The organism is Bradyrhizobium sp. T-1 (genome assembly GCF_053592855.1).
Map to the genome: position 1 here is coordinate 3,176,087 of NZ_CM132115.1, position 24,192 is coordinate 3,200,278.

At 64.0% G+C, this 24,192-nt stretch carries 24 protein-coding genes and 1 riboswitch; of the genes, 12 read left to right on the forward strand and 12 right to left on the reverse strand.

Annotation, left to right across the window (positions count from 1 at the left end; translation table 11 throughout):
* Positions 1-10: 10 nt before the first annotated feature.
* Positions 11-415, reverse strand: coding sequence for a hypothetical protein (locus ACWAT4_RS15095; protein WP_212302983.1), 405 nt, complete (start codon positions 413-415; stop codon positions 11-13).
* 152 nt (positions 416-567) lie between these two features.
* Between ACWAT4_RS15095 and ACWAT4_RS15100 the strand changes: the two genes are divergently transcribed.
* The 3 genes from ACWAT4_RS15100 (at position 568) to ACWAT4_RS15110 (ending at position 1,833) form a co-directional block, all read left to right on the forward strand.
* Complete coding sequence (locus ACWAT4_RS15100; protein ID WP_212444424.1) at positions 568-801, forward strand: hypothetical protein; 234 nt, start codon at positions 568-570, stop codon at positions 799-801.
* 276 nt (positions 802-1,077) lie between these two features.
* Positions 1,078-1,320: a PilZ domain-containing protein gene (locus ACWAT4_RS15105; protein ID WP_212425300.1), complete on the forward strand. Its 243-nt coding sequence runs from the start codon at positions 1,078-1,080 to the stop codon at positions 1,318-1,320.
* A 219-nt stretch (positions 1,321-1,539) separates the two neighbouring features.
* Complete coding sequence (locus ACWAT4_RS15110; protein ID WP_212302986.1) at positions 1,540-1,833, forward strand: HdeA family protein; 294 nt, start codon at positions 1,540-1,542, stop codon at positions 1,831-1,833.
* Positions 1,834-1,952: 119 nt separating this feature from the next.
* Here the strand turns inward: ACWAT4_RS15110 and ACWAT4_RS15115 are convergent, their stop codons facing one another.
* The gene (locus tag ACWAT4_RS15115) at positions 1,953-2,417 is read right to left on the reverse strand and encodes a PaaI family thioesterase (protein WP_212444423.1); all 465 of its coding nucleotides are present in this window, start codon (positions 2,415-2,417) and stop codon (positions 1,953-1,955) included.
* Positions 2,418-2,766: 349 nt separating this feature from the next.
* Here ACWAT4_RS15115 and ACWAT4_RS15120 point away from each other — a divergent pair, with 349 nt between their 5' ends.
* Together ACWAT4_RS15120 and ACWAT4_RS15125 are read left to right on the forward strand one after the other, a co-directional pair.
* Positions 2,767-3,063 carry a lysozyme inhibitor LprI family protein gene (locus tag ACWAT4_RS15120; protein ID WP_212425298.1) on the forward strand — a complete coding sequence of 99 codons (297 nt, stop codon included), beginning with the start codon at positions 2,767-2,769 and terminating at the stop codon, positions 3,061-3,063.
* Between the two features lie 99 nt (positions 3,064-3,162).
* Positions 3,163-3,405 (forward strand): hypothetical protein, encoded by a 243-nt coding sequence (locus ACWAT4_RS15125; RefSeq protein ID WP_212302989.1) that lies wholly within the window; start codon positions 3,163-3,165, stop codon positions 3,403-3,405.
* On the opposite strand, the gene ACWAT4_RS15130 is transcribed toward ACWAT4_RS15125, so the two are convergent.
* Positions 3,402-3,617 (reverse strand): hypothetical protein, encoded by a 216-nt coding sequence (locus ACWAT4_RS15130; protein WP_212302990.1) that lies wholly within the window; start codon positions 3,615-3,617, stop codon positions 3,402-3,404. The two genes, ACWAT4_RS15125 and ACWAT4_RS15130, sit on opposite strands and share 4 nt — an antisense overlap.
* Positions 3,618-4,531: 914 nt before the next feature.
* A complete protein-coding gene (locus ACWAT4_RS15135; protein WP_212425297.1) occupies positions 4,532-4,699 on the reverse strand; it encodes a hypothetical protein in 168 nt (55 codons plus the stop codon).
* Between the two features lie 113 nt (positions 4,700-4,812).
* Here ACWAT4_RS15135 and ACWAT4_RS15140 point away from each other — a divergent pair, with 113 nt between their 5' ends.
* Positions 4,813-5,094, forward strand: coding sequence for a hypothetical protein (locus ACWAT4_RS15140; protein WP_212444421.1), 282 nt, complete (start codon positions 4,813-4,815; stop codon positions 5,092-5,094).
* A gap of 984 nt (positions 5,095-6,078) precedes the next feature.
* Here ACWAT4_RS15140 and ACWAT4_RS15145 read toward each other — a convergent pair.
* Both ACWAT4_RS15145 and ACWAT4_RS15150 read right to left on the reverse strand, forming a co-directional pair.
* Positions 6,079-6,315: a DUF6894 family protein gene (locus tag ACWAT4_RS15145; protein WP_212444420.1), complete on the reverse strand. Its 237-nt coding sequence runs from the start codon at positions 6,313-6,315 to the stop codon at positions 6,079-6,081.
* A gap of 115 nt (positions 6,316-6,430) precedes the next feature.
* Complete coding sequence (locus ACWAT4_RS15150; RefSeq protein WP_249148905.1) at positions 6,431-6,637, reverse strand: hypothetical protein; 207 nt, start codon at positions 6,635-6,637, stop codon at positions 6,431-6,433.
* Positions 6,638-6,928: 291 nt separating this feature from the next.
* Between ACWAT4_RS15150 and recA the strand changes: the two genes are divergently transcribed.
* The 3 genes from recA to ACWAT4_RS15165 all read left to right on the forward strand — a co-directional run bounded on the left by recA (position 6,929) and on the right by ACWAT4_RS15165 (position 9,607).
* Positions 6,929-8,017 (forward strand): recombinase RecA, encoded by a 1,089-nt coding sequence (gene recA / locus ACWAT4_RS15155; RefSeq protein WP_449730848.1) that lies wholly within the window; start codon positions 6,929-6,931, stop codon positions 8,015-8,017.
* A gap of 171 nt (positions 8,018-8,188) precedes the next feature.
* Positions 8,189-8,575: a hypothetical protein gene (locus tag ACWAT4_RS15160; protein ID WP_449730849.1), complete on the forward strand. Its 387-nt coding sequence runs from the start codon at positions 8,189-8,191 to the stop codon at positions 8,573-8,575.
* 57 nt (positions 8,576-8,632) lie between these two features.
* A complete protein-coding gene (locus tag ACWAT4_RS15165) occupies positions 8,633-9,607 on the forward strand; it encodes a hypothetical protein (RefSeq protein WP_449730850.1) in 975 nt (324 codons plus the stop codon).
* A 154-nt stretch (positions 9,608-9,761) separates the two neighbouring features.
* Here the strand turns inward: ACWAT4_RS15165 and gcvP are convergent, their stop codons facing one another.
* The 3 genes from gcvP to gcvT form a co-directional block, all read right to left on the reverse strand.
* On the reverse strand, positions 9,762-12,626 hold the full coding sequence (gene gcvP, locus ACWAT4_RS15170) for an aminomethyl-transferring glycine dehydrogenase (protein ID WP_449731212.1): 2,865 nt from the start codon (positions 12,624-12,626) through the stop codon (positions 9,762-9,764).
* 141 nt (positions 12,627-12,767) lie between these two features.
* Positions 12,768-13,136, reverse strand: coding sequence for a glycine cleavage system protein GcvH (gcvH, locus tag ACWAT4_RS15175; protein WP_212302995.1), 369 nt, complete (start codon positions 13,134-13,136; stop codon positions 12,768-12,770).
* A 245-nt stretch (positions 13,137-13,381) separates the two neighbouring features.
* A complete protein-coding gene (gcvT, locus tag ACWAT4_RS15180) occupies positions 13,382-14,530 on the reverse strand; it encodes a glycine cleavage system aminomethyltransferase GcvT (protein ID WP_449730851.1) in 1,149 nt (382 codons plus the stop codon).
* Between the two features lie 145 nt (positions 14,531-14,675).
* Positions 14,676-14,766: riboswitch (glycine riboswitch) on the reverse strand.
* Between the two features lie 223 nt (positions 14,767-14,989).
* Between gcvT and alaS the strand changes: the two genes are divergently transcribed.
* The gene (alaS, locus tag ACWAT4_RS15185; RefSeq protein ID WP_212444416.1) at positions 14,990-17,671 is read left to right on the forward strand and encodes an alanine--tRNA ligase; all 2,682 of its coding nucleotides are present in this window, start codon (positions 14,990-14,992) and stop codon (positions 17,669-17,671) included.
* Positions 17,672-17,676: 5 nt separating this feature from the next.
* Entirely contained in the window at positions 17,677-18,906 is a 1,230-nt protein-coding gene (locus ACWAT4_RS15190) for a cyclic nucleotide-gated ion channel (protein WP_449730852.1), read from the forward strand.
* Between the two features lie 4 nt (positions 18,907-18,910).
* Here ACWAT4_RS15190 and ACWAT4_RS15195 read toward each other — a convergent pair whose 3' ends face one another.
* The 3 genes from ACWAT4_RS15195 to ACWAT4_RS15205 all read right to left on the reverse strand — a co-directional run bounded on the left by ACWAT4_RS15195 (position 18,911) and on the right by ACWAT4_RS15205 (position 22,682).
* The gene (locus tag ACWAT4_RS15195; RefSeq protein ID WP_449730853.1) at positions 18,911-19,414 is read right to left on the reverse strand and encodes a DUF3455 domain-containing protein; all 504 of its coding nucleotides are present in this window, start codon (positions 19,412-19,414) and stop codon (positions 18,911-18,913) included.
* A gap of 106 nt (positions 19,415-19,520) precedes the next feature.
* Complete coding sequence (locus tag ACWAT4_RS15200; protein ID WP_212303000.1) at positions 19,521-20,735, reverse strand: NADP-dependent isocitrate dehydrogenase; 1,215 nt, start codon at positions 20,733-20,735, stop codon at positions 19,521-19,523.
* Between the two features lie 219 nt (positions 20,736-20,954).
* A complete protein-coding gene (locus tag ACWAT4_RS15205; RefSeq protein WP_449730854.1) occupies positions 20,955-22,682 on the reverse strand; it encodes an alpha/beta hydrolase family protein in 1,728 nt (575 codons plus the stop codon).
* Positions 22,683-22,945: 263 nt separating this feature from the next.
* Between ACWAT4_RS15205 and ACWAT4_RS15210 the strand changes: the two genes are divergently transcribed.
* A complete protein-coding gene (locus tag ACWAT4_RS15210) occupies positions 22,946-24,145 on the forward strand; it encodes a TrmJ/YjtD family RNA methyltransferase (protein ID WP_449730855.1) in 1,200 nt (399 codons plus the stop codon).
* Positions 24,146-24,192: the final 47 nt, after the last annotated feature.

Sequence of the window (24,192 nt, forward strand, 5' to 3'; positions counted from 1 at the left end):
TTATTCATCGCTAGATCGGCTGGTAGGCTTCCGAGCCGCAGATGTCGTCGGCTTCGGCGCGCCGCCGGTCGATGACCTTTCCGCCATTGATCGTCACGATGTAGGTCTGGGTGCCCAGCGCCGAACCGGTGGCCGAGGTGAGTTGCGCGCGGACGCAGGCGGTCCAGCCCGTTCCGCGGACTTCATGATGGGGCAGGGCGACTTGCACCTCGCGCGGATAGGAGGTGTTGAGGAAGACCACTTCGATCTGCTCGCGGACCACGCGCTTGACGTCGGGCGGCGGTTCAGGCGGAGGCTGCTCGGCCTCCTTGAGGCGCATGAAGTCGGGCACCGGCGCGCGGCTGTCGGCAAAGCCGCACGCGCCGAGTGCGAGCGCGGCGGCGAGCAGCGCCAGATGAGCAACAATCCGCAACATTCGTGAAGATCCCCTGCGGACCAACAGATAGGCGCGAATCCGGCGGGACGAAGTCTCGTCCGATCAACATTTGCTGAAGGGGCGCTGCAAGCCGCATTTGCCAATACCGGATTGCAGGCTAGTTTGTGCTTTGGATGAGAGGGATTGCGCGAATGAGGATTTTGGCCATAGCGGCCGCAGTGCTGGCGCTGACGGTTGCTTCGGCGCAGGCGCAGATGGGCGGCGGCCGGCGCCACGCCAACGAGGGCGGCGCCAAGGCCGACAACAAGCCCAAGGTCGATGAGAAGGCCTACAAGGCCGCGCTCGAGCGCATTCCGGAGTCCAAGGAAAAGTACGACCCGTGGAGCGGGGCGCGTCCGAGCGAGCCCGCGAAGAAGCCGAAATAGAGCGAAGCGGCCGGCGGAGCGGAGATGTCTACTTCGCCCTCGGGCGAGTCGGGGCGGCGATGCCGGCGGTTTAGGCTTTTTGTCTTCGGGAGATCACGTCCGACAATGTCGGTCAGTTGGTCTGCGCTTTCGATTATCACCCTCGTGACGTTGCAGCGCGGTCGCCTCAGCGTCGTAAACGAAGTCTGAAGCGCCGTGCAAGTAGCGCCAGTATTGAGTTTAGTTCAACGTAATTTCTATGCACTAATTTTCAATCGCCATTATGGATTAACGTCGATGACCGAGAAACGTGCAGCGCAACGTCACAGGGTCTTCAAGGGCGGCACGATCACCTACGAAAATAGGGGTGTAGCGTGTACGGTGCGAAACATATCGGAAGGCGGAGCGGCAATAGATCTCGACAGTCCTGTCGCATTACCGCAATCGTTCACCCTCTCGATCGCGCGTGATAATTTCAGGCGGAGTTGCCGCGCCGTCTGGCGCAGCGAGCGGCGCATCGGCCTCGCCTTCGTGCAATAATGTGTGTCATGTGAACGAGCGTTCGCATCGTGTCCACAACGCGATGATGATTGCGTGATACGACGCAGGCGACGCCAGCCCAGCGCCGCGATGACCAGCGCGACGAACAGCGGCGTCCGCCTCGAACATGGTTCACCGCATCAGTTCGAGCGAGTTGCTTCCCGCCGAGTTTATCCCCAAGCCTTTCCTTTATGGCGTTACGCGCCGATGGAGATTCCAATGAAGACCACGCTTTCGCTTCTGTTCGCCGCAGCGCTCTCGCTGTCGTCGGTGCCCGCTCACGCGGTCAAGTGGGACCTCTCGACCATGACTTGCAAGCAATTCCTGGAGAGCGGCGAAGACAACATCGCGGTCGTGTTGACCTGGATGGATGGCTGGTACAAGGGCGACGAGGACAACGCGATCATCGACACCGAGGTGTTCATCGAGAACGCCAAGAAGTTCGGTGCCTATTGCGGGAAGAATCCGACCGTCAGCGTCGTCACCGCGGCCGACGAAATCCTCGGCAAATAATTTTCGGAAGCGTCTCGACCGAGGCGCGATCGCGCCTCGGTCTGTTGATTCGATACGATCGTCATCGAGAGCCGCGGTGCGCTTTGCGCTCACGCGGCTCTCTTCGTTTCGGATGACGCTCAGCCGGGCAGCATGGCGAATGCGCTCGACACCATCGCGATCTGCTTGTTGTCGGCGGCGGAGAGCAGGGTGACGCGGCCAAAGCTCATGGTGCGTCCGAGCCGCACCACGCGGGCATCGGCGAGCACGTCCGATGAGGAGACCGCGCGCATGAAATGCGTGGTCTGGTCCACCGTCGTCATCGGACGATAGCCGCGGTTGGCGGCAAGGTTGGCGATCACCATCGCGGTATCGGCCAGGGCCATCAGCGCCTGTCCGCAGACCACGCCGCCATTGCGGCACAACCGCTCGGAGAACGGCATGCGGAGCAGCGCGCCCGGTTGCCAGTCCTGCGCTTCGGGGGGCGGCACGTGCTCGATGCGCTCCACGGAGAGGTTGAGATCCTGGATCCAGGGCGCAAAGACCTCGCCGAGTATGCGTCTGGCCTCAGTGATCCCGAACTCGGTGTCTGGCTGCGATGGCATTGCTGTCTTTCCCTCCCGTGTTGCCGGATGTTTCGCTCATTCTGCCCGCTTGGGCGCGGCAAAGTCACGGGGATCCGTCGGCTTGAAAATGCCCGACTTCGCCCGATATGATGCTCGCTCGGGAGCGGGTGGACGATGTTGCGTCGAAGTGTCCTTGTCATTTGCCTGGCTGCGCTTGGTTTGGCGCTGAGCGGTTGCACCAGATGCGGCCCGGTCTGGGAGGACTGGCTCCACGGGCCGAAATCGTGCAGATCGGATCGGCTCTAGCGGATTGACGTGGCGCCTGGCGCTGCGAAGACGGGCAGGATGTGGTATCCGCGCCCCCTTATCGATGATCAAGGAGTGAGTGATGAAGGTTTTCCGTATGGCAGCGGTGCTGGCGCTGGTGGCTGGACCGGCCTTCGCGCAGGAGTCGCCCCATATCAATCTGATGGCGGATGGCCCGCCCAAGTCCGAGGACGAGAAAGCCGCGGATGCCGCGCGCGAGAAGGCCTACAAGGAAACGCTGAAGAAGATTCCGGACGCCAAGGCCTCCAGCGATCCCTGGGGCGGAATGCGCGCCGACCCGCCGAAGCAACCGGCGTCGAAGACTTCGGCCGCCACCGGCACGCCCAAGAAGCCCAAGGCCGGCACGGCGGCCAATTGACCGCGCTTCCGCGGAGGCGGATGACGCCTCCGGCGGGACTCCCCTTCGCCGGGCCCTGATCCTACATTTCCTCGCAGTGTTGCGTTGAGGAGGCAGGATATGGCGGATCGTCCGCGGGACCTCGCCGAGCGGATGGCGCGCCGGCGCAAGCCGGCCGCCAAAGCCGGTGACGGCTATCTGCGTGAGAGCTTCACCCTGCCGCGCGCCGCGGCGCGGGCAAGGGCGCAGGCCTTCTTCGCGCGCTATCCCAAGGCCGGTTATATGAGCGAAGTCGAGACTTGGCGCGAACTGCCCGGCGGCGATATCGAATTCACCATGCGGCGGCTGCCCAGCGCCGACTAGCCCCGGTCCGGCCGTTCAACCCGACGCGTCAGGCCGTGGCCGATGGCCTTCAACTCCCGATCGATGCGCAACTGCACCCGACGGATCGCCAACAGGTCGATCTTCGTCTCGGTCTTTCCTGACTTGATCTCGTCGCCGATCCGGAACTGCCATTGCCAGACGCCCGGGACTGCCGTCTTTGCAACCGTGAACTCAACGCCCCTGTGATTCATGGTCACCTCCACGATTCACCTTGCCATGTCGGACAACATGTTGGGGGGCGGAATATTCCATCGACAAGCAAAATTTGCCGTTAAGTCGAGGATAGTTCATTGGAATTCAGTAAGCGCGCCCAGCTCGAAACAAGCGAACTCGGATTCCGAAAGATGGAACCGGCGGATGCGTCTTCACGCGTATGGAACCGCTGCCCGAACCGCGCAAACACCCCGGCCAGGAACTCTGTTCATGGTCGGAGAACCACGGAAGAGATACGCGGAGCGCGGGCCATGGGTCCACGCCATCGCACAAGAAAAAACCCCGCCAGGGGAGAGCCGGGCGGGGCAGGAGGTTATTGGAGGCTGAGGTGCTGGGCTGCAACACCATAGCGGAACGACCGTAGCCTTCTCAGCTTACGACAGCCTGACGGGGCGTGTTGGAATCTGGTCGTCGTGGTTCGGCGGCCTCGTCGTTCGGCCGCCCAAAACAGAAGACCCCGCTCGGCGGAGAGCGGGGTCGACTGGGTATGGAGGCCCGGCGTTGGTCCACCGGGCAAGGCAAGGCTAGAGCATCCGGCTGACGGGCGCCTTACGCAAGCTTGTGCGTGGCTTGCGGCGACGTTGGGAGGCGCTCTCACGTCCCAATTCAGACATCGCCCCGCACAATTTAGGACACATCCGTTGGCGACACTTCGCGCGCACGGCGAAGCCATGGGGGATACGTGGCGCGCCGAAAGCGGGGTGGCATCATGGACAAGGTAGAGCGGTCATTCGCCGCCGCGACGGCGGCTGGCTTCGTGGTGTTGGTGATCGGAATCGTGCTGCTGGCGCTGATGTAGCGGGGAACGGGGTGGGCCGCAGCGGCGCATCCCGGCAAAGACGTAAAACAACCCCATGCACAGTAGGCAACGGCCGGATTCGGCTCGCCTTTCCTAGTGCACCTTGATCTCGTCCAGGGGCAGGCGCAGATCGGCGGCGCGCTCCGCGCGATCCTTCTTGCGGAACTCGCTTTCCCTGCGCTCGAACTTCGCCATTTCCTCGAGCGCCGCCTGGAGCAGGGAATTGCGCCTGCCGGCATCGTGCTGCGTGTTTTCCGTCATGATCCGATTCCCCATTGCGGCAGCCCACTCCCGAAGGAAAGCGCGGCGGCCGCGGAAAAGTTCAGTGCCGAAGGATTGCGAAATTATGACGACGGCATCGCTTCGGGACGTTGATGCGCATCATCTTCGACGAAGAAGCATCGCCTCACATTTTGCGGAGGGCGGGGCCGCTGGTTGCTTTCATGCTATCCTGCTGCGTCACAGCGGAGATGGCCATGGGCTTCTGGCTTTTCGTCATTGTCTCGATTGGGGCGATCCCGCTCGCTGGCGCCATGGCGCGCGAGCGCAACAGGCCGCCGCGAAGGTGGCTATGGATTGCCGTCGCGGTCGGTCCCCTGGCGCCTCTGGCGCTGCTGATTCTGGGGGATGCGAAGCGCCCGGCCTCCGCTAATTGAGGCGGGGCGCAACCCGACAATCATGGTCGAGAGTCGGGAAAAACCGGAAACTCCGGGGAGGCAATAAGGAACTTCATTTCGAAAAATTTGAAACCCGGAAGGACCGCTGTTCAAAGCAGTGGCTCTTTGCTTTTGGGGTTTGGAACAATTGCCGGATTGCCACGTTTTCCCGGTGCCCTTTGCCCAAAGGGCAGACCCCAAATGGCCCCGGCTCATGTCCCCAACCCTGCGAGCTGGGGCCTTTTTTGTGCGCTCGTGAAGGCGGATCAGATCACCGGTCTGTCGGCCAGATGGGCAACCTTTCTTCTTCGCCTCGCGCCGTTTGTCGCGCCGCCTTGATGGTTTATTTTTTCGTGAAGCCGCATTTGTCGGTCGTTGTCACCCAGCATCCAGTGGCTCGGCAATGAGCCAACCTAGCCGCGATGGTCGTATTGCATCGCTGCAGGTCAAAACCCATGCCCTTGCAGGTTATCTGCGCTTCGGCGGCCCGAGCGCTGCACGATTGCGTTTGGGCCAAGGCAGATGAGAAGGCAGACGAAAAAGAAAACGCCAGAAATATAATTCCAAGAGCAGTCGCAATTTTCATTGGTCGCCCCCTTAAAGTTGTTGTTCCAATCGGGGAACCATATCGCGGTCACAATCCGCTAACCACCGGACCGGGACACCTCTGGCCAAATGCGGACAGCACCCCAATTCCGGTGCTGTTCTAATTCGGACGGCGATTTCGGGAAATTAGGACACTGAGAAATTTACGGGGGATGGAGCAAAAAACGCCGCCCGCTTAAATCTATCGCGGACGGCGGCTTTCCAGCCCCGGGGGGATGGATGCAAAACCCCGGCAGGGATTAGTCTGCACAGCGCGTGCCAAGGTTCATGTCCCGGAGAGAGACATCTGCAGGGGCGGAGCGAGGACATTGAAACGAAGTCCACAGATTCACTTGAATGCGTGGACCCAAATGAGGGAGGCCGCCAACTGAGGCGGCCTTAATGCTTGGTGCTCGCGTTCCGATGGATGATGGAAACGCAGAACAACCGTGCAGTCGTCGAGCGTACTTCCACAGCCAGATCTGGCCGCTCGCCTTTGAAGACGGATTCCTTGGCGATCCCGGTCAGTGTTTGCATCGCTTCGGCTTCGGCGGCTTTGAGATTGGGCAGGCGCAGACCTTCCTCGTCTGCAAAGAACTCGTGGCCACTTTGGATGTCAAAGAAATAGCGTTCCATCAAGGCGCTCCATCGTCGTGTAGGCGGGAGCGCAATCAGTCTCTCTGCCACCGATGCCTACGGGCGGAGCCTCGATCGGTGATGGGACGACAATAAGCCGGCTGGCAGATGGTTGCTAGAACGACTCTGGTGGCTGCAAGCCGGGCGATCTCAGCCATTCGCTCATGTGAGCGCCGGTTTCGGCCTGTCTGGCTTTGCGGAGGGCATCCTCACGCTGAGGACCTGGGGGGAGGGATTTGGCCTTTTCTCGGAGGCGTTCGGCTTCTTGGGCAAGGCGGTCTTCAAGCGAAAGGGTCTGTTTGAAACGGCGGCGTTTCGACATGACGCAACCTCGTGGCTCCGGGTCCTAACCGTTGGGTTCGAGTATCTGCGAAGCTTAATATGCAGGCGAGGCGGCTTCAGTTCCAAAGTGAACACTTCAACTTGGGACACTTGGCGGCAGATGCGGGCAGCGCCCAAATTCTGGTGCCGGCCAAGGTCAGCGCCCAACCCAACCCTTTCAAAAGAACATATTGCGAACATGGAACAGATCGTGTACATTGCTTTTATCGACGACCCGCCGCGCCAACCGTTTGTCCCGCACCCGAATCCTCGCCATAAGGAGCACGACCCAATGTCCACCACTGCCCTGCGTATCGTCGAAGGATCTTCCATGGACAAGAGTAAAGCTCTGGCTGCCGCGCTCTCCCAGATCGAGCGCCAGTTCGGCAAGGGCTCGGTAATGAAGCTCGGTAAGAACGACCGTTCGATGGACATCGAGGCGGTGTCCTCCGGCTCGCTCGGGCTCGATATCGCGCTCGGCATCGGCGGCCTGCCCAAGGGGCGTATCGTCGAGATCTACGGGCCGGAATCCTCAGGCAAGACCACGCTGGCGCTGCACACGGTGGCGGAAGCGCAGAAGAAGGGCGGCATCTGCGCCTTCATCGACGCCGAGCACGCGCTCGACCCGGTCTATGCCCGCAAGCTCGGCGTCAATATCGACGAGCTCCTGATCTCCCAGCCCGACACCGGCGAGCAGGCGCTGGAAATCTGCGACACGCTGGTGCGCTCGAGTGCGGTGGACGTGCTGGTGGTCGATTCGGTTGCGGCGCTGGTGCCGAAGGCCGAGCTCGAAGGCGAGATGGGCGATGCGCTGCCGGGCCTGCAGGCCCGCCTGATGAGCCAGGCGCTGCGTAAGCTCACGGCCTCGATCAACAAATCCAACACCATGGTGATCTTCATCAACCAGATCCGCATGAAGATCGGTGTGATGTACGGCTCGCCCGAAACCACGACCGGCGGTAACGCGCTGAAGTTTTATGCTTCCGTCCGCCTCGATATCCGCCGCATCGGCGCGATCAAGGAGCGCGACGAAGTGGTCGGCAACACCACCCGCGTCAAGGTGGTGAAGAACAAGCTGGCACCGCCGTTCAAGCAGGTCGAGTTCGACATCATGTATGGCGAGGGCGTCTCCAAGATGGGCGAGATCCTCGATCTCGGCGTCAAGGCCGGTATCGTCGAGAAGTCCGGCGCCTGGTTCTCCTATGACAGCCAGCGTCTCGGCCAGGGCCGCGAGAACTCGAAAGCGTTCCTGAAGGCCAACCCCGACATCACCGCCAAGATCGAAACCGCGATCCGCCAGAACTCCGGCCTGATCTCCGAGCAGATTTTGGCCGGCACGCCCGAGAGCGACGCCGACGGCGAGGAGCCGGCGGACGAGTAAGCCGTACCAGTAGAGTTTCGCGAGGAGCGGGCGCTGAGGACGTTGAGTTGCCGACGTCGTCAGTGCCCGTTTCTTTTTGCGTCGTGGTGATCGGGTGGCGTGATGAAACGTCTGATCTTGACCGGCTGTGGCGCTACGGCGCTGCGTTGACGAAGCCTTGAGGCTACAGGCATGAAGCGGATCCTGGAATTGATCGCGCCGGCCGATGTGTCGCCCTTTGAAGTGTTCCAGGGGTATCAGAAGGGTAACGCACGGCGCGTCTTCGACTATTGGGAAGTTGGAGCGTTGCTTGATGGGCTCGCCCGGTGCGAGAGGCCGGCGGTCGCAGGACTGGATGAAGGCCCGGTTTCACTGGAGATGCACAACGATTCAATCCGTTTCGATCGGTACAAGCGGTCGCAATTATCGCTGACCGGGTTCGGCAAGGCGATGCTGGGAGGTGACCAGAGTTTTCGCCGGCACAACCGGATTGATCGCTGGTGGGGCGGCACCCACCTGACCAACGAGCGGCTCTGGCGATGGGACCCAGAGACCCGCTCGCTTGTTGCGCCTGGATGATGTTTACGTGTTCGCTCAACATGTTCTTGTCTTGCGTATCAATTTTGAGAGGCGATAGTGTCCCATTTGATCCTGACGACGAACGATCGCGCTGAGGCCACGCTTCGCCAGACGCTTCTCGCGAACGTCGTGCTTGGACTCCGTCCACGCTTCGTCTCGAGGAAATTGCCGTCCGAGGAGCGGCTTCTGATAGGGCTGGAGCGCCGATCGGAAAAGCACTGCAATCCCGGCGATCATTGGCTCGATGACGTCTGTCGCGGCGCGCTCGACGGTTTCGGAACGCGCGATATCGGGTTCTTCGAGCTGTGTGCGAAGTTCGACTCGATTGAAATATGGGTCGACCCTCAAGCCAACGATCAGCTTGTACTGGTCTGGCTGCTGGACCTTCTTCGCCCCTACAAAGAGATCACGACGAAGCTGAGTCTGGTGCACACAGACGATCAGGTTGCGAACTATGCTCCCGAGTCTGTCGCAAAATGGAAGCTGCCGGCCTTCAGGGTGACCGACAATCATTTCGCGATGGCGAGCTGCGCTTGGCAGGCTTATCGGGCTGAAACGCCAAAGCCCTGTTTCGATCTTCTGATGACGGATTTGATGATTCTGCCGAGACTTCGATCGGCGCTCATTGCGTTGCTTGAAGAGCTCCCGGACAGCGTGACGGGCCTAGGTGCCACCGAAATGGACATGCTGGGCCGTGTGAGCGAAGGGCAAACTGACCCAAAATACATCTCCGAAGCGAGGTGGTATCGCGATGTGTTCGACGGAGGCGACGCACAAGATGCCTTGCTCGAACTGGCGGAGTATTCGGCACCGCCTGTTCTGTTGGGCGATCCGTCGTTCAACAATGATGACCGCTACTTCGGCAGGAGCGAGTGGAAGGTCACGCTCACTGAACTCGGACGTTCCCTAGTCGCCCGAGAAGACGATATGTGGCGTCACAACCCGGTCAAACGCTGGTGGGGCGGTACTGAACTGACCAACGAGCGGCTCTGGCGCTGGGATCGCGAAAGCCGATTGTTGGTCGCGCCGTAGAGGCGCATTCGGTGCTGTAGGGTAGGCGAAGGCGCGCGAGCGCCGTGCCCACCATATTCCGGCGTGGCGAAAGGTGGTGGGCACGCTTTCCGCCTTCGCTCTTCGAGCTCGGGCGGACAAGCCGCTTTGCCCACTGAGAGACTCCCGTCGCGCCTTACTCCGCGGCTTCCGCGTAATCACTCACCGGCGGGCAGGAGCACACCAGGTTGCGGTCGCCATAGACGTTGTCGACGCGGCCCACCGGGCACCAATATTTGTCGGTGCGCGAGGTGCCCGCGGGGAAGCAGCCTTCACTGCGGGCGTAGGCGCGCTTCCAGTCGTCGTCCGCGATGTCGTGCACGGTGTGCGGGGCGTGACGCAGCGGCGATGCCTCGATCTTGAAGCGACCGGCCTCGACCTCGGCGATCTCCTTGCGGATCGCGATCATGGCGTCGCAGAAGCGATCCAGCTCGGCCTTCGATTCCGACTCCGTCGGCTCGATCATCAGCGTGCCCGGCACCGGGAAGCTCATGGTCGGCGCGTGGAAGCCGTAATCGATCAGGCGCTTGGCGATGTCGTCGACGGTGACACCGGACGTCGTCTTGAGCGGACGGGGATCGACGATGCATTCATGGGCGACGCGGCCCTTGGCATTCTTGTAGAGCACCGGGAAGTGCGCATCGAGCCTAGCGGCGACGTAGTTGGCGTTGAGGATTGCGATCTCGGTCGCGCGCTTCAAGCCTTCGCCGCCCATCATCAGGATGTAGATGTAGGAGATGGTGAGGATCGAGGCCGAGCCGAACGGCGCGGCCGACACCGGCCCCACCGGCGCATCAGCTTGCGTCGCGGGATGACCGGGGAGGAACGGGGCGAGATGCGCCTTGACGCCGATCGGGCCCATGCCGGGGCCGCCGCCGCCGTGCGGGATGCAGAAGGTCTTGTGCAGATTGAGATGGCTGACGTCGGCGCCGTAGTCGCCGGGCCTGCTAAGGCCGACCTGCGCATTGAGGTTCGCGCCGTCGAGATACACCTGGCCGCCATGGCTATGCACGATGTCGCAGATCTCGCGAATGTGCTCCTCGAACACACCATGCGTCGAGGGATAGGTGATCATGACCGCGGCGAGGTCTTTCGCATGCACTTGCGCCTTGGCGCGGAGATCATTGACGTCGACGTCGCCGTTCTTCTCGCAGGCGACCACCACCACGTCCATGCCGACCATCGCGGCCGAGGCCGGGTTGGTGCCGTGGGCGGAGGAGGGGATCAGGCAGATCTTGCGGTGGCTTTCTCCGCGCGCGGCATGATAGCCGCGGATCGCGAGCAGGCCGGCGTATTCGCCTTGCGCGCCGGAATTCGGCTGCAGCGAGATCGCGTCATAGCCGGTGATGTCGCACAGCCACTTTTCCAGCCGCGCGAACAGCGCGTGATAGCCCTGGGCCTGCTCGCGCGGGGCGAACGGGTGCAGCGAGGCGAACTCCGGCCAGGTCAGCGGCATCATCTCGGTGGTCGCGTTCAGCTTCATGGTGCAGGAGCCGAGCGGAATCATCGCGCGGTCGAGCGCGAGGTCGCGATCGCTGAGCTTGCGCATGTAGCGCAGCATCTCGGTCTCCGAGCGATGCGCGTGGAATACGGGATGGGTCAGGAAGGCGGTCGCGCGCTTCAGCGCGTCGGGCAGGGCCTCGCGCGTGGTGGCGTCGATCTCGGCGTAAGCAAGCGTGCCGCCGAAGGCGCGCCAGACGGCTTCGACGGTCGCGGGCGTGGTGGTCTCGTCGAGCGCGATGCGGAGCGCAGCTTCGCCAACGCCGAGATTGATCTTCTCGGCCGCTGCGCGTGCGATGATCTCGGCGCGCTTGGCGCCGGCATCGACGCTGAGCGTGTCGAAGAAGGTTTCGGATTGCGGCGCAAAGCCGAGCTTGCGCAAGCCCGCGGCGAGCACGGCGGCACGGCGATGGACAGTGCGGGCGATCTGCGCAAGGCCTTCGGGACCGTGATAGACCGCGTACATGGAGGCGATCACGGCGAGCAGCACCTGCGCGGTGCAGATGTTGGAGGTCGCCTTCTCGCGGCGGATGTGTTGCTCGCGGGTCTGCAGCGCGAGGCGATAGGCCGGCATCCCGCGGGAATCCACGGAGAGGCCGACGATGCGGCCCGGGAGCGAGCGCTTCAGCGCATCGCGCACCGCCATATAGGCCGCGTGCGGCCCGCCATAGCCCATCGGCACGCCGAAGCGCTGGGCGGAGCCGATTGCAATGTCGGCGCCGAGTTCGCCGGGCGAGGCGAGCAGGGTCAGCGCCAGCAGATCGGCGGCAACGATCGCGAGCGCGCCCTTGGCTTTCAGCGCCGCGACCACGGGCCGGAGGTCGCGCACCGCGCCCGAAGAACCGGGATATTGCAGCAGTGCGCCGAGCACGTCACACTTCGCGAGATCGGTGAGGGGATCGCCGACGATCAAATTCCAGCCCAGCGGCTCGGCGCGGGTGCGCATCACGGCCAGCGTCTGCGGATGCACGTCCTTGTCGACGAAGAAGGCTTTTGCCTTGACCTGCGAATGCCGCTCGGCGAGCGCCATGGCTTCAGCCGCAGCGGTGGCCTCATCGAGGAGCGAGGCGTTGGCGACGTCGAGCCCGGTAAGGTCGCAGATCATGGTCTGGAAGTTGAACAGCGCTTCCAGCCGGCCCTGGCTGATCTCGGGCTGATAGGGCGTGTAGGCCGTGTACCAGGCCGGGTTCTCCAGGATGTTGCGCTGGATCACCGCCGGCAAGATCGTGCCGGAATAGCCTTTGCCGATCAGCGAGGTGAAAACCTGGTTCTGGCGGGCGAGCTCTGCCATATGCGCGATCGCCTCGGTCTCGCTCAAGGGCTTGCCGAGATCGAGCGGGGCGGCCTGCCGGATCGAGGCCGGCAGCGTCTCCGCCATCAGCGCGTCGACGCTTTTGGCGCCGACCGCCTCGAGCATTGCGGTGACATCGCGCGCGGAGGGGCCGATGTGGCGGCGAACGAAAGAGGTGGTTTCGCCATTGGATTTGCGGTGCGCGGTCATCATGGGTCCTCGCTTTGAGTCTTCTGTCGTCGCCGTCATGCCCGGGCTTGTCCCGGGCATCCACGTTCTTCGTGCCGAGAGAGAGACATGGATGGCCGGGACAAGCCCGGCCATGACGATGTGGCTCGATCTCTCGTCATCTCACGCCGTATGTGCCTTGTAGGCGGCTTCATCCATCAGGCCGCCGAGTTCGCTCTTGTCGGCAATCTTGATCTTGAAGAACCAGGCCTTGCCTTGCGCATCCGAGTTCACCAGCGCAGGCTCTGCGGCGAGCGCCTCGTTGGTCTCGAGCACGTCGCCGGAGATCGGCGCGTAGACGTCGGAGGCGGCCTTCACCGATTCCACGACGGCGGCGGCTTCCGCCTTCTTCAGGGTGCGGCCGATCTTGGGCAGTTCGACGAACACGACGTCGCCGAGCTGCGACTGCGCGTAATCGGTGATGCCGACGGTGGCGACATCGCCCTCGATCGCCAGCCATTCATGGTCGGAAGTGTACAGCGTCGTGGTCATTGTTGGTTCCCTGAAGCGGTGGAGTTTGGTCGAGAGCCGGGGACTGAGTTCACCTCTCCCGTAGGGAGAGGTCGGATCGCATCGCAAGATGCGATCCGGGTGAGGGGTTCTGATCTCATGGAGTGCCGCGGCCCCTCACCCGCATTGCACTGGACGATGCTCCGCATCGCCAGATGCGATCCGACCTCTCCCCGTTGGGGAGAGGTGACCTCGGGGCCGCCAGCTGTGCTCGATCTCATCATGCGTCAGCGTTTGTAGGTGTTTTTCACGAAGGGCATGGCGGCGACGGTGAGCGGCAGAAATTGGCCGCGCACCTCCGCGAAGAGTTTCGTATCGAGCGCGCTCAGGCTCGCGGGCACGTAGCCCATCGCAACCGGCGCATTCAGGCTCGGGCCAAAACCGCCCGAGGTGACCTTGCCAATCGGCGCGCCGCCCGCGCTATCGGCAAACAGCAGCGCGCCCTCGCGCACCGGGGCGCGGCCCTCAGTGCGGAGACCGACGCGGCGGCGCGATGCGCCGTTGTCGAAATGAGCGAGGATTTTTTCGGCGCCGGGAAAACCGCCGGCGCGGGCGCCGCCGGTGCGGCGGCTCTTCTGCACCGACCATTCCAGCGCGGCCTCGACCGGCGTGGTCGCGGTGTCGATGTCGTGGCCGTAGAGACAGAGCCCGGCTTCCAGCCGCAGGCTGTCACGGGCGCCGAGGCCGATCGGCATCACGTCGGGGTTTTCGAGCAGCGTTTTGGCGAGGCGCTCGGCATCGCCAGCGGGGACCGAAATCTCGAACCCGTCCTCGCCGGTATAGCCCGAGCGCGAGACGAAGCAGGCGAGGCCGGCGACCTCGTGCGGGCCGGCATCCATGAACTTCATGGCGGGCGCCGCTGCACACAATTTGGCCAGCGCCGTTTCGGCCTTCGGGCCCTGCAGCGCGATCAGCGCGCGATCGGCGAGCGAATCGATAATGCAGTCGTCGGAGAGATTCGCGCGCAGATGCGCCTCGTCCTCGGGCTTGCAGGCGGCGTTGACCACCAGGAACAGGTGATCGCCGAAATTGGCGACCATCAGATCGTCCAGAATGCCGCCATCGGCATTGGTGAACTGGGCATAGCGCTGCCGGCCCGGCGCAATTGCCACGATGTCCTGCGGCACCAGCCGTTCCAGCGCGCGGGCGGCATCCTCAACCTTGCCCGACTTCGGCCGCAGCGCGATCTGGCCCATATGCGAGACGTCGAACAGGCCGGCCTGGCTGCGGGTATGGAGGTGCTCTTTCAGCACGCCCGCGGGGTATTGCACGGGCATGTCATAGCCCGCGAACGGCACCATCTTGCCGCCGAGCGACACGTGAAGGTCGTAGAGGGGGGTACGTTTCAGGGAGTCTTTGTCGTCACGCGCAGGCATTACAGGGGCCCTCGGCGGTTCCCCGGGGACGATTCCCCGATGGATCCAGTCGAAGCCCCATCTGTCGCTGTGCCTGAGAGTATTATCCCGTCGGCGGACGCAGTCCGGACCTCAAGCCCGTCGGCGCCTCTTTCCAGATGTCGTCAAAGCCACGCGGTCCTTTTGCCTGAGAGTTTCCGGGGCGGTTGCTCCTTCGGCGCCGGCTAGCTGTAGCCGGTCTCTCCCGACGTGGCCGTACGATACAGATGGGTACAGACCACAGGCCAGCCAAGCCTGTCAACGCGCCCTTTGCAGCTTTCCAACGGGATTACGCGCCTGCGGCAACCCTCTGATCTCCTTGCACAGTTTCTGGACAGCGAAGCTGGCCTTGTCTAAAAGCGCTTTGATCCGCAGATATCAGCCCAAACCGGCGGTTTGGATGGCAGGAAAGCGGGTCCAAGCACACCCGATTGGATGAACATGAGCGGCGTCAACGAGATCAGGTCGACCTTTCTGAACTTCTTTGCCGAGAACGGCCACGAGATCGTGTCGTCCTCGCCATTGGTGCCGCGCAACGATCCGACGTTGATGTTCACCAATGCCGGCATGGTGCAGTTCAAGAACGTCTTTACCGGCGTCGAGAAGCGGCCCTATCAGCGCGCCACCACGTCGCAGAAATGCGTGCGCGCCGGCGGCAAGCACAACGACCTCGACAATGTCGGCTACACCGCGCGCCATCTCACCTTCTTCGAGATGCTCGGCAATTTCTCGTTCGGCGACTATTTCAAGGAGCGCGCGATCGAGCTGGCCTGGAAGCTGATCACGAAGGACTTTGGGCTCAACAAGGACAAGCTGCTCGTCACCGTCTACCACACCGACGACGAGGCGCACGGGCTCTGGAAGAAGATCGCCGGCTTCTCCGACGACCGCATCATCCGCATCCCGACCTCGGACAATTTCTGGGCGATGGGCGACACCGGCCCGTGCGGCCCGTGCTCGGAGATCTTCATCGATCGCGGCGATCACATCTGGGGCGGTCCTCCGGGCTCGCCGGAAGAGGACGGCGACCGCTTCCTCGAATTCTGGAATCTCGTGTTCATGCAGTACGAGCAGGTGACGAAGGAGGAGCGCGTGGATCTGCCGCGTCCCTCGATCGACACCGGCATGGGCCTCGAGCGCATGGCCTGCATCATGCAGGGCGTCGACAGCGTGTTCGAGACCGACCTGTTCCGCCACCTGATCGACGCGACGTCGTCCGCGCTCGGCAGCGGGCCGAACGAGCAGACCGTCGCCTCGTTTCGCGTCATCGCCGACCATCTGCGTTCCTCGGCCTTCCTGGTCGCGGACGGCGTGCTGCCCTCGAACGAGGGCCGCGGCTACGTGCTGCGCCGGATCATGCGCCGCGCGATGCGTCATGCGCAGCTCCTCGGTGCCAAGGAGCCGCTGATGCACCGGCTGGTCTGGGCGCTGGTCCGCGAGATGGGCCAGGCCTATCCCGATTTGATGCGCGCGGAAAACCTGATCGAGGAAACGCTGCGGCTGGAAGAGACCCGCTTCCGCAAGACGCTGTCGCGCGGCTTGGCCATTCTCGACGAGAAGTCGGCGTCCTTGAAGAAGGGCGACATGTTCGACGGCGACGTCGCCTTCACGCTGTACGACACCTACGGCTTCCCGCTCGATCTGACGCAGGACGCGCTGAAATCGCGCGGCATCGGCGTCGACCAGGCTGCGTTCACCGACGCGATGGAGCGGCAGAAGGCCAAGGCGCGCGAGTCCTGGAAAGGGTCGGGCGAAGCGGCCTCCGAGGCGATCTGGTTCCCGCTGCGCGAGAAGCTCGGGGCCACCGAATTCCTGGGCTACGAGACCGAGAGCGCCGAGGGCGTGGTATCCGCGCTGGTCAAGGACGGGCAGGAAGTGGCTCACCTCAAGGCCGGCGACACCGGCGCGCTTCTGCTGAACCAGACGCCGTTCTATGCGGAGTCCGGCGGCCAGGTCGGCGACACCGGCGTTTTGATCGGCGAGGGCGGTATCAAGTTCCGCGTCACCGATACGCAGAAGAAGCTCGGCGATTTCTTCGTGCATGTCGGCACGGTCGAGAGCGGCGAGCTGAAGGTCGGCACCGCGCTGCAGCTCGAGGTCGATCATTCACGGCGCTCCTCGATCCGCGCGCATCATTCGGCGACGCATCTCATCCACGAGGCGCTGCGCCAGGTGCTCGGCGACCACATCGCCCAGCGCGGCTCGATGGTGGCGCCGGATCGTCTGCGCTTCGACTTCGTGCATCCGAAGCCGATCACGGCGGAAGAGCTCGCCCGCGTCGAGGACATCGCCAACGACGTGGTGCTGGAGAACGACGAGGTCACCACCCGCGTGATGGGCGTCGACGAGGCGCGCGAGGCGGGCGCGCGCGCGCTGTTCGGCGAGAAATATGGCGACGAGGTCCGCGTCGTCTCGATGGGCAAGACCGCGCGCGAGCGCGGCGCCAACGCGCTCGGCTGGTCGGTCGAGCTTTGCGGCGGCACGCATGTGCGGCGCACCGGCGATATCGGCCTGATCACGCTGACCGGCGAGAGCGCGGTCGCCTCCGGCGTGCGCCGTATCGAGGCGCTGACCGGCAACTACGCGCGCCGGCACGCCAACGAGACCATGGCGCTGGCCAAGACCGCGGCAAGCGAGTTGCGCACGTCCCTCGACGACGTCCCGGCGCGCATTACCGCGCTGATGGAGGAGCGCAAGAAGCTCGAGCGCGAGCTCTCCGATGCCCGCAAGAAGCTCGCGATGGGTGGCGGCGCGGCCGCCGGCGGCAATGGCGCAGCGAGCGGCGTGCGCGAGGCCGGCGGCGTCAAGCTGATGGCGCGTGCGGTCGAGGGCATCGAGATGAAGGATCTCAAGAGCCTCGCCGACGACGGCAAGAAGCAGATCGGCTCCGGTGTGGTCGCCATCGTCGGCGTCACCGAGGACGGCAAGGCCGGCGTCGTGGTCGGCGTCACCGCCGATCTCACCGCGCGCTTCAATGCCGTGAACCTGGTGCGCGTCGCCTCCGAGGCACTCGGCGGCAAGGGCGGCGGCGGCCGGCCCGACATGGCGCAGGCCGGCGGCCCTGACGGCGCCAAGGCGTCCGAGGCGCTGACGGCGATTGAAAAAGCGATGGGGGCTGCGTAAGCGCCGTGCGCCTCGTTCCGCGAGGACGTGGGCTTCGTGATCCCAATTTGAGGGATCGCCTCTATGAATTGCTGGAGCACGATCCGCTCGCCTACTCGATCGGGTCGCGCTTCATCCAGATCATCATCGGCGTCATCGTGCTCAATGTGGTCGCGATGGTGCTCGCCTCGGTGCCGGAGCTGGATGCGCAATTCGGCGTGCTGTTCTCGGGCATCACCATCCTCTGCGTGATCGTGTTCGCGCTGGAATATGCCGCGCGTCTCTGGACGGTGGCGGGCCACACGCCGCGCAAGGCCTCGGCGCTCGCCGACCGGCTCGGCTACGCTTTTTCGGCGCTCGGCATCATCGACTTCATGGCATTTCTGCCCGCTGCGGTCGTGCTGACCGCCGGCCGGCACGCGACGCTGGCCGCACTCGGTGTGCTGCCATTCTTCAAGCTGATACGATACTCGCCGGCGATGCGCTCGCTGCTCGCCGCCGTGCATGCCGAGCGGCGCGCGTTGATCGGCTGCCTCGTCATCCTGGCCGGCGCGGTCCTGACGTTCGCCTCGCTGCTCTACGCAATCGAGCGCGACGTGCAGCCGGACAAGCTCGGCACCATCCCACAGGCGATGTGGTGGGCGATCGTGACGCTCGGCACCGTCGGCTATGGCGACGTCGTGCCGGTGACGGCGCTCGGAAAGATCATCTCCGTCTTCACCATCATCAGCGGCTTCGCCATGATCGCGCTGCCGGTCGCGATCATCTCGACCGCCTTTGCCGAAGAGGTGAAGCGGCGCGACTTCGTCGTGACCTGGGGCATGCTGGCGCGCGTGCCGCTGTTCTCGCATCTGTCGGCCGCGGAGATCGCCGACATCATGCGGCTCCTGCGTGCCCGCACCGTCGAGCAGGGCGAGATCCTGGTGCGGCGGGGCGATGCGGCATCGTCGATGTATTTCATCACCGCCGGCGAGGTCGAGATCGCGCTGCCGAGCCAGCATGTGCGGCTCGCCGACGGCACCTTCTTCGGCGAGATCGCGCTGCTGCATAAAACGAAGCGGAGCGGCACCGTGACCGCGACGCGCAAGACGCGGCTGCTCGTGCTCGATGCCCAGGATTTTCATGCCCTGATCGCGCGCATGCCGACGCTCGCAGCGCATGTCCACAGGACGGCCAAGGCGCGGCTGGAGGAGACCGGCGGCGATCTGGCCCCCGCAGAGCTCGCGCAAGGGGAGCGCGAGGGCGACGACCGCTGACCGGTCAGCCCTTCTTCAGGAAGACATATTCGGCCGAGTAGGGCGCGCTCTTGAACTCGCCGGCCTTGTCGCACGCGCCGTCGAGCTTGCCGCCATGGGTATTGATGCGCTGGACGGTGGTGACCGGCGTCAGCAGGCCGCTGCCGCGGTGGGCGGTGACTTCGAGCTTGAGCCACGGGATGTCGGCCGCGGTGGCGCCCGGCGCGTTGCCGGCTGCCTTGGCGGCGACGGCGCTGCCGTCGGCGTGCTCCCAGTTCGGCCCCGCATAGTGACGGCCGATGGTCTTGCCCTCGGACAGCAGCGTCGCGATCGGCTCGCGGAAGGCCCAGGCGAGCTTGCCGTCGGTGCCAGCCTTGCACTCATAGACCTGCGCCCCCTCGGCGTGGACGCTGAGCACGACGCTCTCGCCGGGCGCGGCAATGGACTCGGGAAGCGTCTCCGCGGCAGCGGCCGGCCCGATCATGGCCGCGAGCAACATCAGACAGGGGACGGCAAGCTTGGTCGACATGGTCGCATCTCTCCGCGAAGGGCTCTCATAAAAAAGAACGGGCCGCGCTCAAAGACGCGGCCCGTGATGATGTCTGGCCCAGTCGGGCGGAAATGCGGATGGCAGCTTAGGCCGCCATCGCCTTCACGAGGTTGTCAGCGACCTTGTCGAGGAAGCCGGTGGTCGACAGCCAGCGCTGGTCGGCGCCGACCAGCAGCGCGAGGTCCTTGGTCATGTAGCCTTCTTCGACCGTATCGACGCAGACCTTCTCCAGCGTGGTCGCGAACTTGGCGAGCTCGGCATTGTTGTCGAGCTTGGCGCGGTGCGACAGGCCACGGGTCCAGGCGAAGATCGACGCGATCGAGTTGGTCGAGGTCTCCTTGCCCTTCTGGTGCTCGCGGTAGTGGCGGGTCACCGTGCCGTGGGCGGCTTCGGCTTCCACGGTCTTGCCGTCGGGGGTGAGCAGCACCGAGGTCATCAGGCCGAGCGAGCCGTAGCCCTGTGCGACGGTGTCGGACTGCACGTCGCCGTCATAGTTCTTACAGGCCCAGACGTAGCCGCCGGACCACTTCAGCGCCGAGGCGACCATGTCGTCGATCAGGCGGTGCTCGTAGGTCAGGCCCTTGGCGTCGAACTCCTTCTTGAACTCCTTGTCGAAGATCTCCTGGAAGATGTCCTTGAAGCGGCCGTCATAGACCTTCAGAATCGTGTTCTTGGTCGAGAGATAGACCGGATAGCCGCGCAGCAGGCCGTAGTTGAACGAGGCGCGGGCGAAGTCGATGATGGAGTCGTCGAGATTGTACATCTCCATGGCGACGCCGGCGCCTGGAGCCTTGAACACTTCCTTCTCGATCACGGTGCCGTCCTCGCCGACGAACTTCAGCGAGAGGGTACCCTTGCCCGGAAACTTGATGTCGGTGGCGCGGTACTGGTCGCCATAGGCGTGGCGGCCGATGATGATCGGCTTGGTCCAGCCGGGAACCAGGCGCGGCACGTTCTTGCAGATGATCGGCTCGCGGAAGATACAGCCGCCGAGAATGTTGCGGATGGTGCCGTTCGGCGACTTCCACATCTGCTTGAGGTTGAACTCCTTCACCCGGGCCTCGTCCGGGGTGATGGTGGCGCACTTGACGCCGACGCCGACCTTCTTGATCGCCTCGGCGGCGTCGATGGTCACCTGATCGTTGGTGTGGTCGCGGTACTCCATGCCCAGGTCGAAATATTGCAGCTCGACATCCAGGAAGGGGTTGATCAGCTTGTCCTTGATGTACTGCCAGATGATCCGGGTCATCTCGTCGCCATCGAGCTCGACGACGGGATTGGATACCTTGATTTTTGCCATGATCGGGGATGCCCTCTTGGGAACGGCGCTTTTGACGGCGGCGGTGGAAATTAACCCGCGCTATAGCACCGCCCGGGGGCGGGCGAAAGCGGAGCGGTTATGCACTTTAAGCCCATCTTTCCGCCGAGAACCGCCATTCCGAAGAGGTCGGAATGACGGCTGTCGCATCTTGTTTGGGCACCTGTCCCTCGTGCGGACCGGTGCCGTCCGAGAACGCTTCTAAAACGCGGCCTGAGTTGCCGTGCCCGCCACGATGTACCAGGTCACGAACAGGCCGGAGATCAGGGCGCCCGGCAGGCTCGATCCGGTCCTGCGCCATGTGAAGGTCGCGATGACGGCGACGATCGCGAGCAGCGGTACAAACTGGATGGCGACGATGGTCGAAAGCGGCACGAAGCCGGGGTCAGGAAGTGGGTTGAACAGCTTTCCGGTCAGCCAGAGCGTGCCGTATTGCAGGACCAGCAGCACGACAAAGCCCAACGTGAGCGCCAGGATGCTGGTCAAGTAGAGCGCGAGCCGCGGCGCCGCCATGGTCGAGAAATTCCGGTGCAGGACGTGCAGCGCCACGACGAAAAACGCCGTGAATGGAATCAGGTAGATCAGGAAGATGAGAGCCTGCTTTGGGTTCATCAGCTTCAACGCGACGATCCAGAAACGGAAGTCGATCTTGAAGACGAGGTCGGCGAGCCACAGCGCGGCATAGCCAACCGCGACCGAGGCCACTGCGATCACGAGGGACTGGCCGAATAGGCCGGTCCGGCCTTTGCGCTTCGGGGCGAAGCCCATCAGCGCCAGCGTGATCAGGCCGTTGATGACGGCCCAGACCAGGATCTGGTTGGTGATGCCTTGGGGCAGGAAAGCCGTCGGCGTGACGAAGGTGCCGCCGAGCGCAAAGGCCGGGTAATAGGTCAGGGCCGGGATGAAGGCGGACAGGATAAAGGCCGTGGTCCAGCGCCGGCCGGCCGCGGACCGATGCGGCGGCATGGTGCCGTCAGGCACGGCGGGCAGGCGCAGACGGGAGAACATCTGCGCCTCCAGCAGGCCGTCGAACGTGCCGATCAACAGGGCGACGAAACCGGCAAACGCGATCAGCGTGCCGAGCTCCTTGCGGAACCAGATCTGGTCGTCGGCCGGCAGCTTGGTGCCGCCTTGCAGGGTCTTGGCGAACCAGTCGAGACTGTATCCGATCGCCTCATGCGAGATGTGCTCGGCCGGGTGGGTGATGGCGGGAGTGTAGAGCACCCGCGCGGTGCCGGCCGCCGGGTCGCCATAGACCTTGCCCGGCTCGACCGGCCCCTGCGTGCCGAACATCGCCCACAGCTTGGAGCTCTTGGTGACGTCGCGGGCAAGGTCGACGCCCCACATCAGCGTGGAGAATTCCTCGTACTGGGCAAACACCAAAGCCGTGTTGCGCGGCCAGCTCGGGGTGCCGTCGGCTGCGAATGGCTTGCCGGTCGAGGATCCCTCCAGCACCATCGACTTGTAGCCGTCAGGCATGGCGGTGGCTGCCGCCAGCACCGTCCAGCCGCCCATCGAGTGACCTTCGAGGCCGATATTGGCCTTGTCGACGATGTCGAGGCTCCGGAGATAGGCGAGGCCGTCGGGGCCGCCAAAGCCGTTGGCGAAGGCGGGCGGGTCGCTATAGCCATGGCCGGTCTGGTCCAGCGCCAGCACGACGTAGCCGCGGCGGGCAAATTCGATGGCGAAGCCGTCCTGGGTCTCGCGCGAATTGATGTAGCCGTGGACGGCGAGGATGCCCGGTGCCGGGGTCTGCGCGGTGGCATTAGCGGGGATGTAGAGCAGGGCGCTCATGATGTTGCCCTTGGCGCCCTTGAACCTGACATCCTGGATCCGGATGCCGCCTGATGTCTGCGTCAGATGAGCGATGAGGCCGCCCACCACGATCAAGACCAGCCCCAAAAGCGCCAATTTCCATCGCGCCAGCATGTCCATCCCCCCACTCAATCGTTGCTTCAGCTCAGGCCTTTCGGCTTCGCTTTGGTTGTGGTTGATAGCCATATCCGAAAGCAAAGCGCACGCAAGCCGAGCGGTGAAATCGTCCCCAATTGAGGTGCGATTGCGGTTTCGCAAACGCCGCTAACCCTGTTATGTCCGCTGAGAAATTGCGCCGCACGGAAGGCGGGCCGGTGGCTTGGATGAAGGCTTCGGAAGCGGGGCGAGACGAAAGCTGAAGCAGAAAGTGGAATGAGATGTCCGGCACCGACAAGACCAAGATTGGGCACGCCCTCGACGGTCCGATCGTAATCCTGGTCGAGCCGCAGCTCGGGGAGAACATCGGCATGGCCGCGCGTGCCATGGGCAACTTTGCCCTGAGCCGCTTGCGCATCGTCAATCCCCGCGACGGCTGGCCCAACATCGCGGCACAACGGGCGGCTGCCGGTGCCGATCACATTCTGGAAAAGGTTGAGCTGTTCGACACGGTGGAGCAGGCGGTCGCCGACCTCGACCTGCTGTTCGCCACCACGGCGCGTCCGCACGATCAGGCCAAGCCCGTGGTCGGGCCGGAGGCGGCCGCGGCCGAGATCTCGGGTCACGTTGCCACAGGCGGCAAGGCCGGCATCCTGTTCGGCCGTGAGCGCTGGGGCCTGACCAATGGGGAGGTCGGGCTCTCCAACCGCATCATCACCTTCCCGGTCAATCCGGGCTTTGCCTCGCTCAACCTCGCCCAGGCCGTGCTGCTGATCGGCTATGAATGGTTCAAGCGGGCGACATCAGGCGAGCTGCCACACGGCATGCCGGAGCGCTCCGAGCGCGCCTCGCAGCACCAGATGCAGGCGTTCTTCGACAACCTCGTGCGGGAGCTCGACCGGGTCGAATTTTTGCGGCCCGCCGAAAAGCGCGACACCATGCTGGTCAACCTGCGCAACATCTTCAGCCGGATGGAGCCGACCAAGCAGGACATGCACACCCTCCACGGGGTGGTGATGGCGATCGCGGAAGGGCGCAAGGGCCCGGCCAAGGGCGGCGTGCTGGATGGCGAGCAAGCCACGCGCCTGCGCGCGCTGCTGGCCGAGCACGGGCAGGGTGGCGGCGTGCCCGACAGCGGCTCGACGGTGCGCGGGCTGGCGCGCCTGCTTCGCCGCAACCCGACCGATGCCGAGCGCCTGCTCTGGCAAGCGCTGACGCGTGATCGCCGGTTTGCCGGTGGCTTCAAGCGCCAGACCCCGGTCGGCCGCCACATCCCGGACTTCGTCTCGTTTCCGCACCGGATCGCGATCGAGTTGGTGAACCCCGGCGAAGGCGAAACGATTGCTGCCGACCGCGCCTCGCGGCGGACGTGGCTGGAGGCGCGGGACTATCGGGTGATCGACATTCGCGCCGCGGATGTGGAGCGCGACCTGGAGACCGAGCTGGTGCGGTTGCAGGGGATGGTGGAGCAGAGTGGGTAGGTTCGGCTGAGGCCTCGTAGAGTGGGCAAAGGCGCGCAGCGCCGTGC

Bases quoted from the DNA above. Each gene is read 5' to 3' on its own strand.
- gcvT (WP_449730851.1), bottom strand. From the start codon at position 14,530: ATGCCTGCGCGTGACGACAAAGACTCCCTGAAACGTACCCCCCTCTAC.
- ACWAT4_RS15095 (WP_212302983.1), bottom strand. From the start codon at position 415: ATGTTGCGGATTGTTGCTCATCTGGCGCTGCTCGCCGCCGCGCTCGCA.
- alaS (WP_212444416.1), top strand. From the start codon at position 14,990: ATGAGCGGCGTCAACGAGATCAGGTCGACCTTTCTGAACTTCTTTGCC.
- ACWAT4_RS15125 (WP_212302989.1), top strand. From the start codon at position 3,163: ATGGCGGATCGTCCGCGGGACCTCGCCGAGCGGATGGCGCGCCGGCGC.
- ACWAT4_RS15150 (WP_249148905.1), bottom strand. From the start codon at position 6,637: ATGTCGAAACGCCGCCGTTTCAAACAGACCCTTTCGCTTGAAGACCGC.
- ACWAT4_RS15120 (WP_212425298.1), top strand. From the start codon at position 2,767: ATGAAGGTTTTCCGTATGGCAGCGGTGCTGGCGCTGGTGGCTGGACCG.
- ACWAT4_RS15130 (WP_212302990.1), bottom strand. From the start codon at position 3,617: ATGAATCACAGGGGCGTTGAGTTCACGGTTGCAAAGACGGCAGTCCCG.
- ACWAT4_RS15115 (WP_212444423.1), bottom strand. From the start codon at position 2,417: ATGCCATCGCAGCCAGACACCGAGTTCGGGATCACTGAGGCCAGACGC.
- ACWAT4_RS15200 (WP_212303000.1), bottom strand. From the start codon at position 20,735: ATGGCAAAAATCAAGGTATCCAATCCCGTCGTCGAGCTCGATGGCGAC.
- ACWAT4_RS15205 (WP_449730854.1), bottom strand. From the start codon at position 22,682: ATGCTGGCGCGATGGAAATTGGCGCTTTTGGGGCTGGTCTTGATCGTG.
- ACWAT4_RS15140 (WP_212444421.1), top strand. From the start codon at position 4,813: ATGCGCATCATCTTCGACGAAGAAGCATCGCCTCACATTTTGCGGAGG.
- ACWAT4_RS15105 (WP_212425300.1), top strand. From the start codon at position 1,078: ATGACCGAGAAACGTGCAGCGCAACGTCACAGGGTCTTCAAGGGCGGC.
- ACWAT4_RS15145 (WP_212444420.1), bottom strand. From the start codon at position 6,315: ATGGAACGCTATTTCTTTGACATCCAAAGTGGCCACGAGTTCTTTGCA.
- ACWAT4_RS15195 (WP_449730853.1), bottom strand. From the start codon at position 19,414: ATGTCGACCAAGCTTGCCGTCCCCTGTCTGATGTTGCTCGCGGCCATG.
- ACWAT4_RS15110 (WP_212302986.1), top strand. From the start codon at position 1,540: ATGAAGACCACGCTTTCGCTTCTGTTCGCCGCAGCGCTCTCGCTGTCG.
- ACWAT4_RS15100 (WP_212444424.1), top strand. From the start codon at position 568: ATGAGGATTTTGGCCATAGCGGCCGCAGTGCTGGCGCTGACGGTTGCT.
- gcvP (WP_449731212.1), bottom strand. From the start codon at position 12,626: ATGACCGCGCACCGCAAATCCAATGGCGAAACCACCTCTTTCGTTCGC.
- ACWAT4_RS15210 (WP_449730855.1), top strand. From the start codon at position 22,946: ATGTCCGGCACCGACAAGACCAAGATTGGGCACGCCCTCGACGGTCCG.
- recA (WP_449730848.1), top strand. From the start codon at position 6,929: ATGTCCACCACTGCCCTGCGTATCGTCGAAGGATCTTCCATGGACAAG.
- gcvH (WP_212302995.1), bottom strand. From the start codon at position 13,136: ATGACCACGACGCTGTACACTTCCGACCATGAATGGCTGGCGATCGAG.
- ACWAT4_RS15135 (WP_212425297.1), bottom strand. From the start codon at position 4,699: ATGACGGAAAACACGCAGCACGATGCCGGCAGGCGCAATTCCCTGCTC.
- ACWAT4_RS15160 (WP_449730849.1), top strand. From the start codon at position 8,189: ATGAAGCGGATCCTGGAATTGATCGCGCCGGCCGATGTGTCGCCCTTT.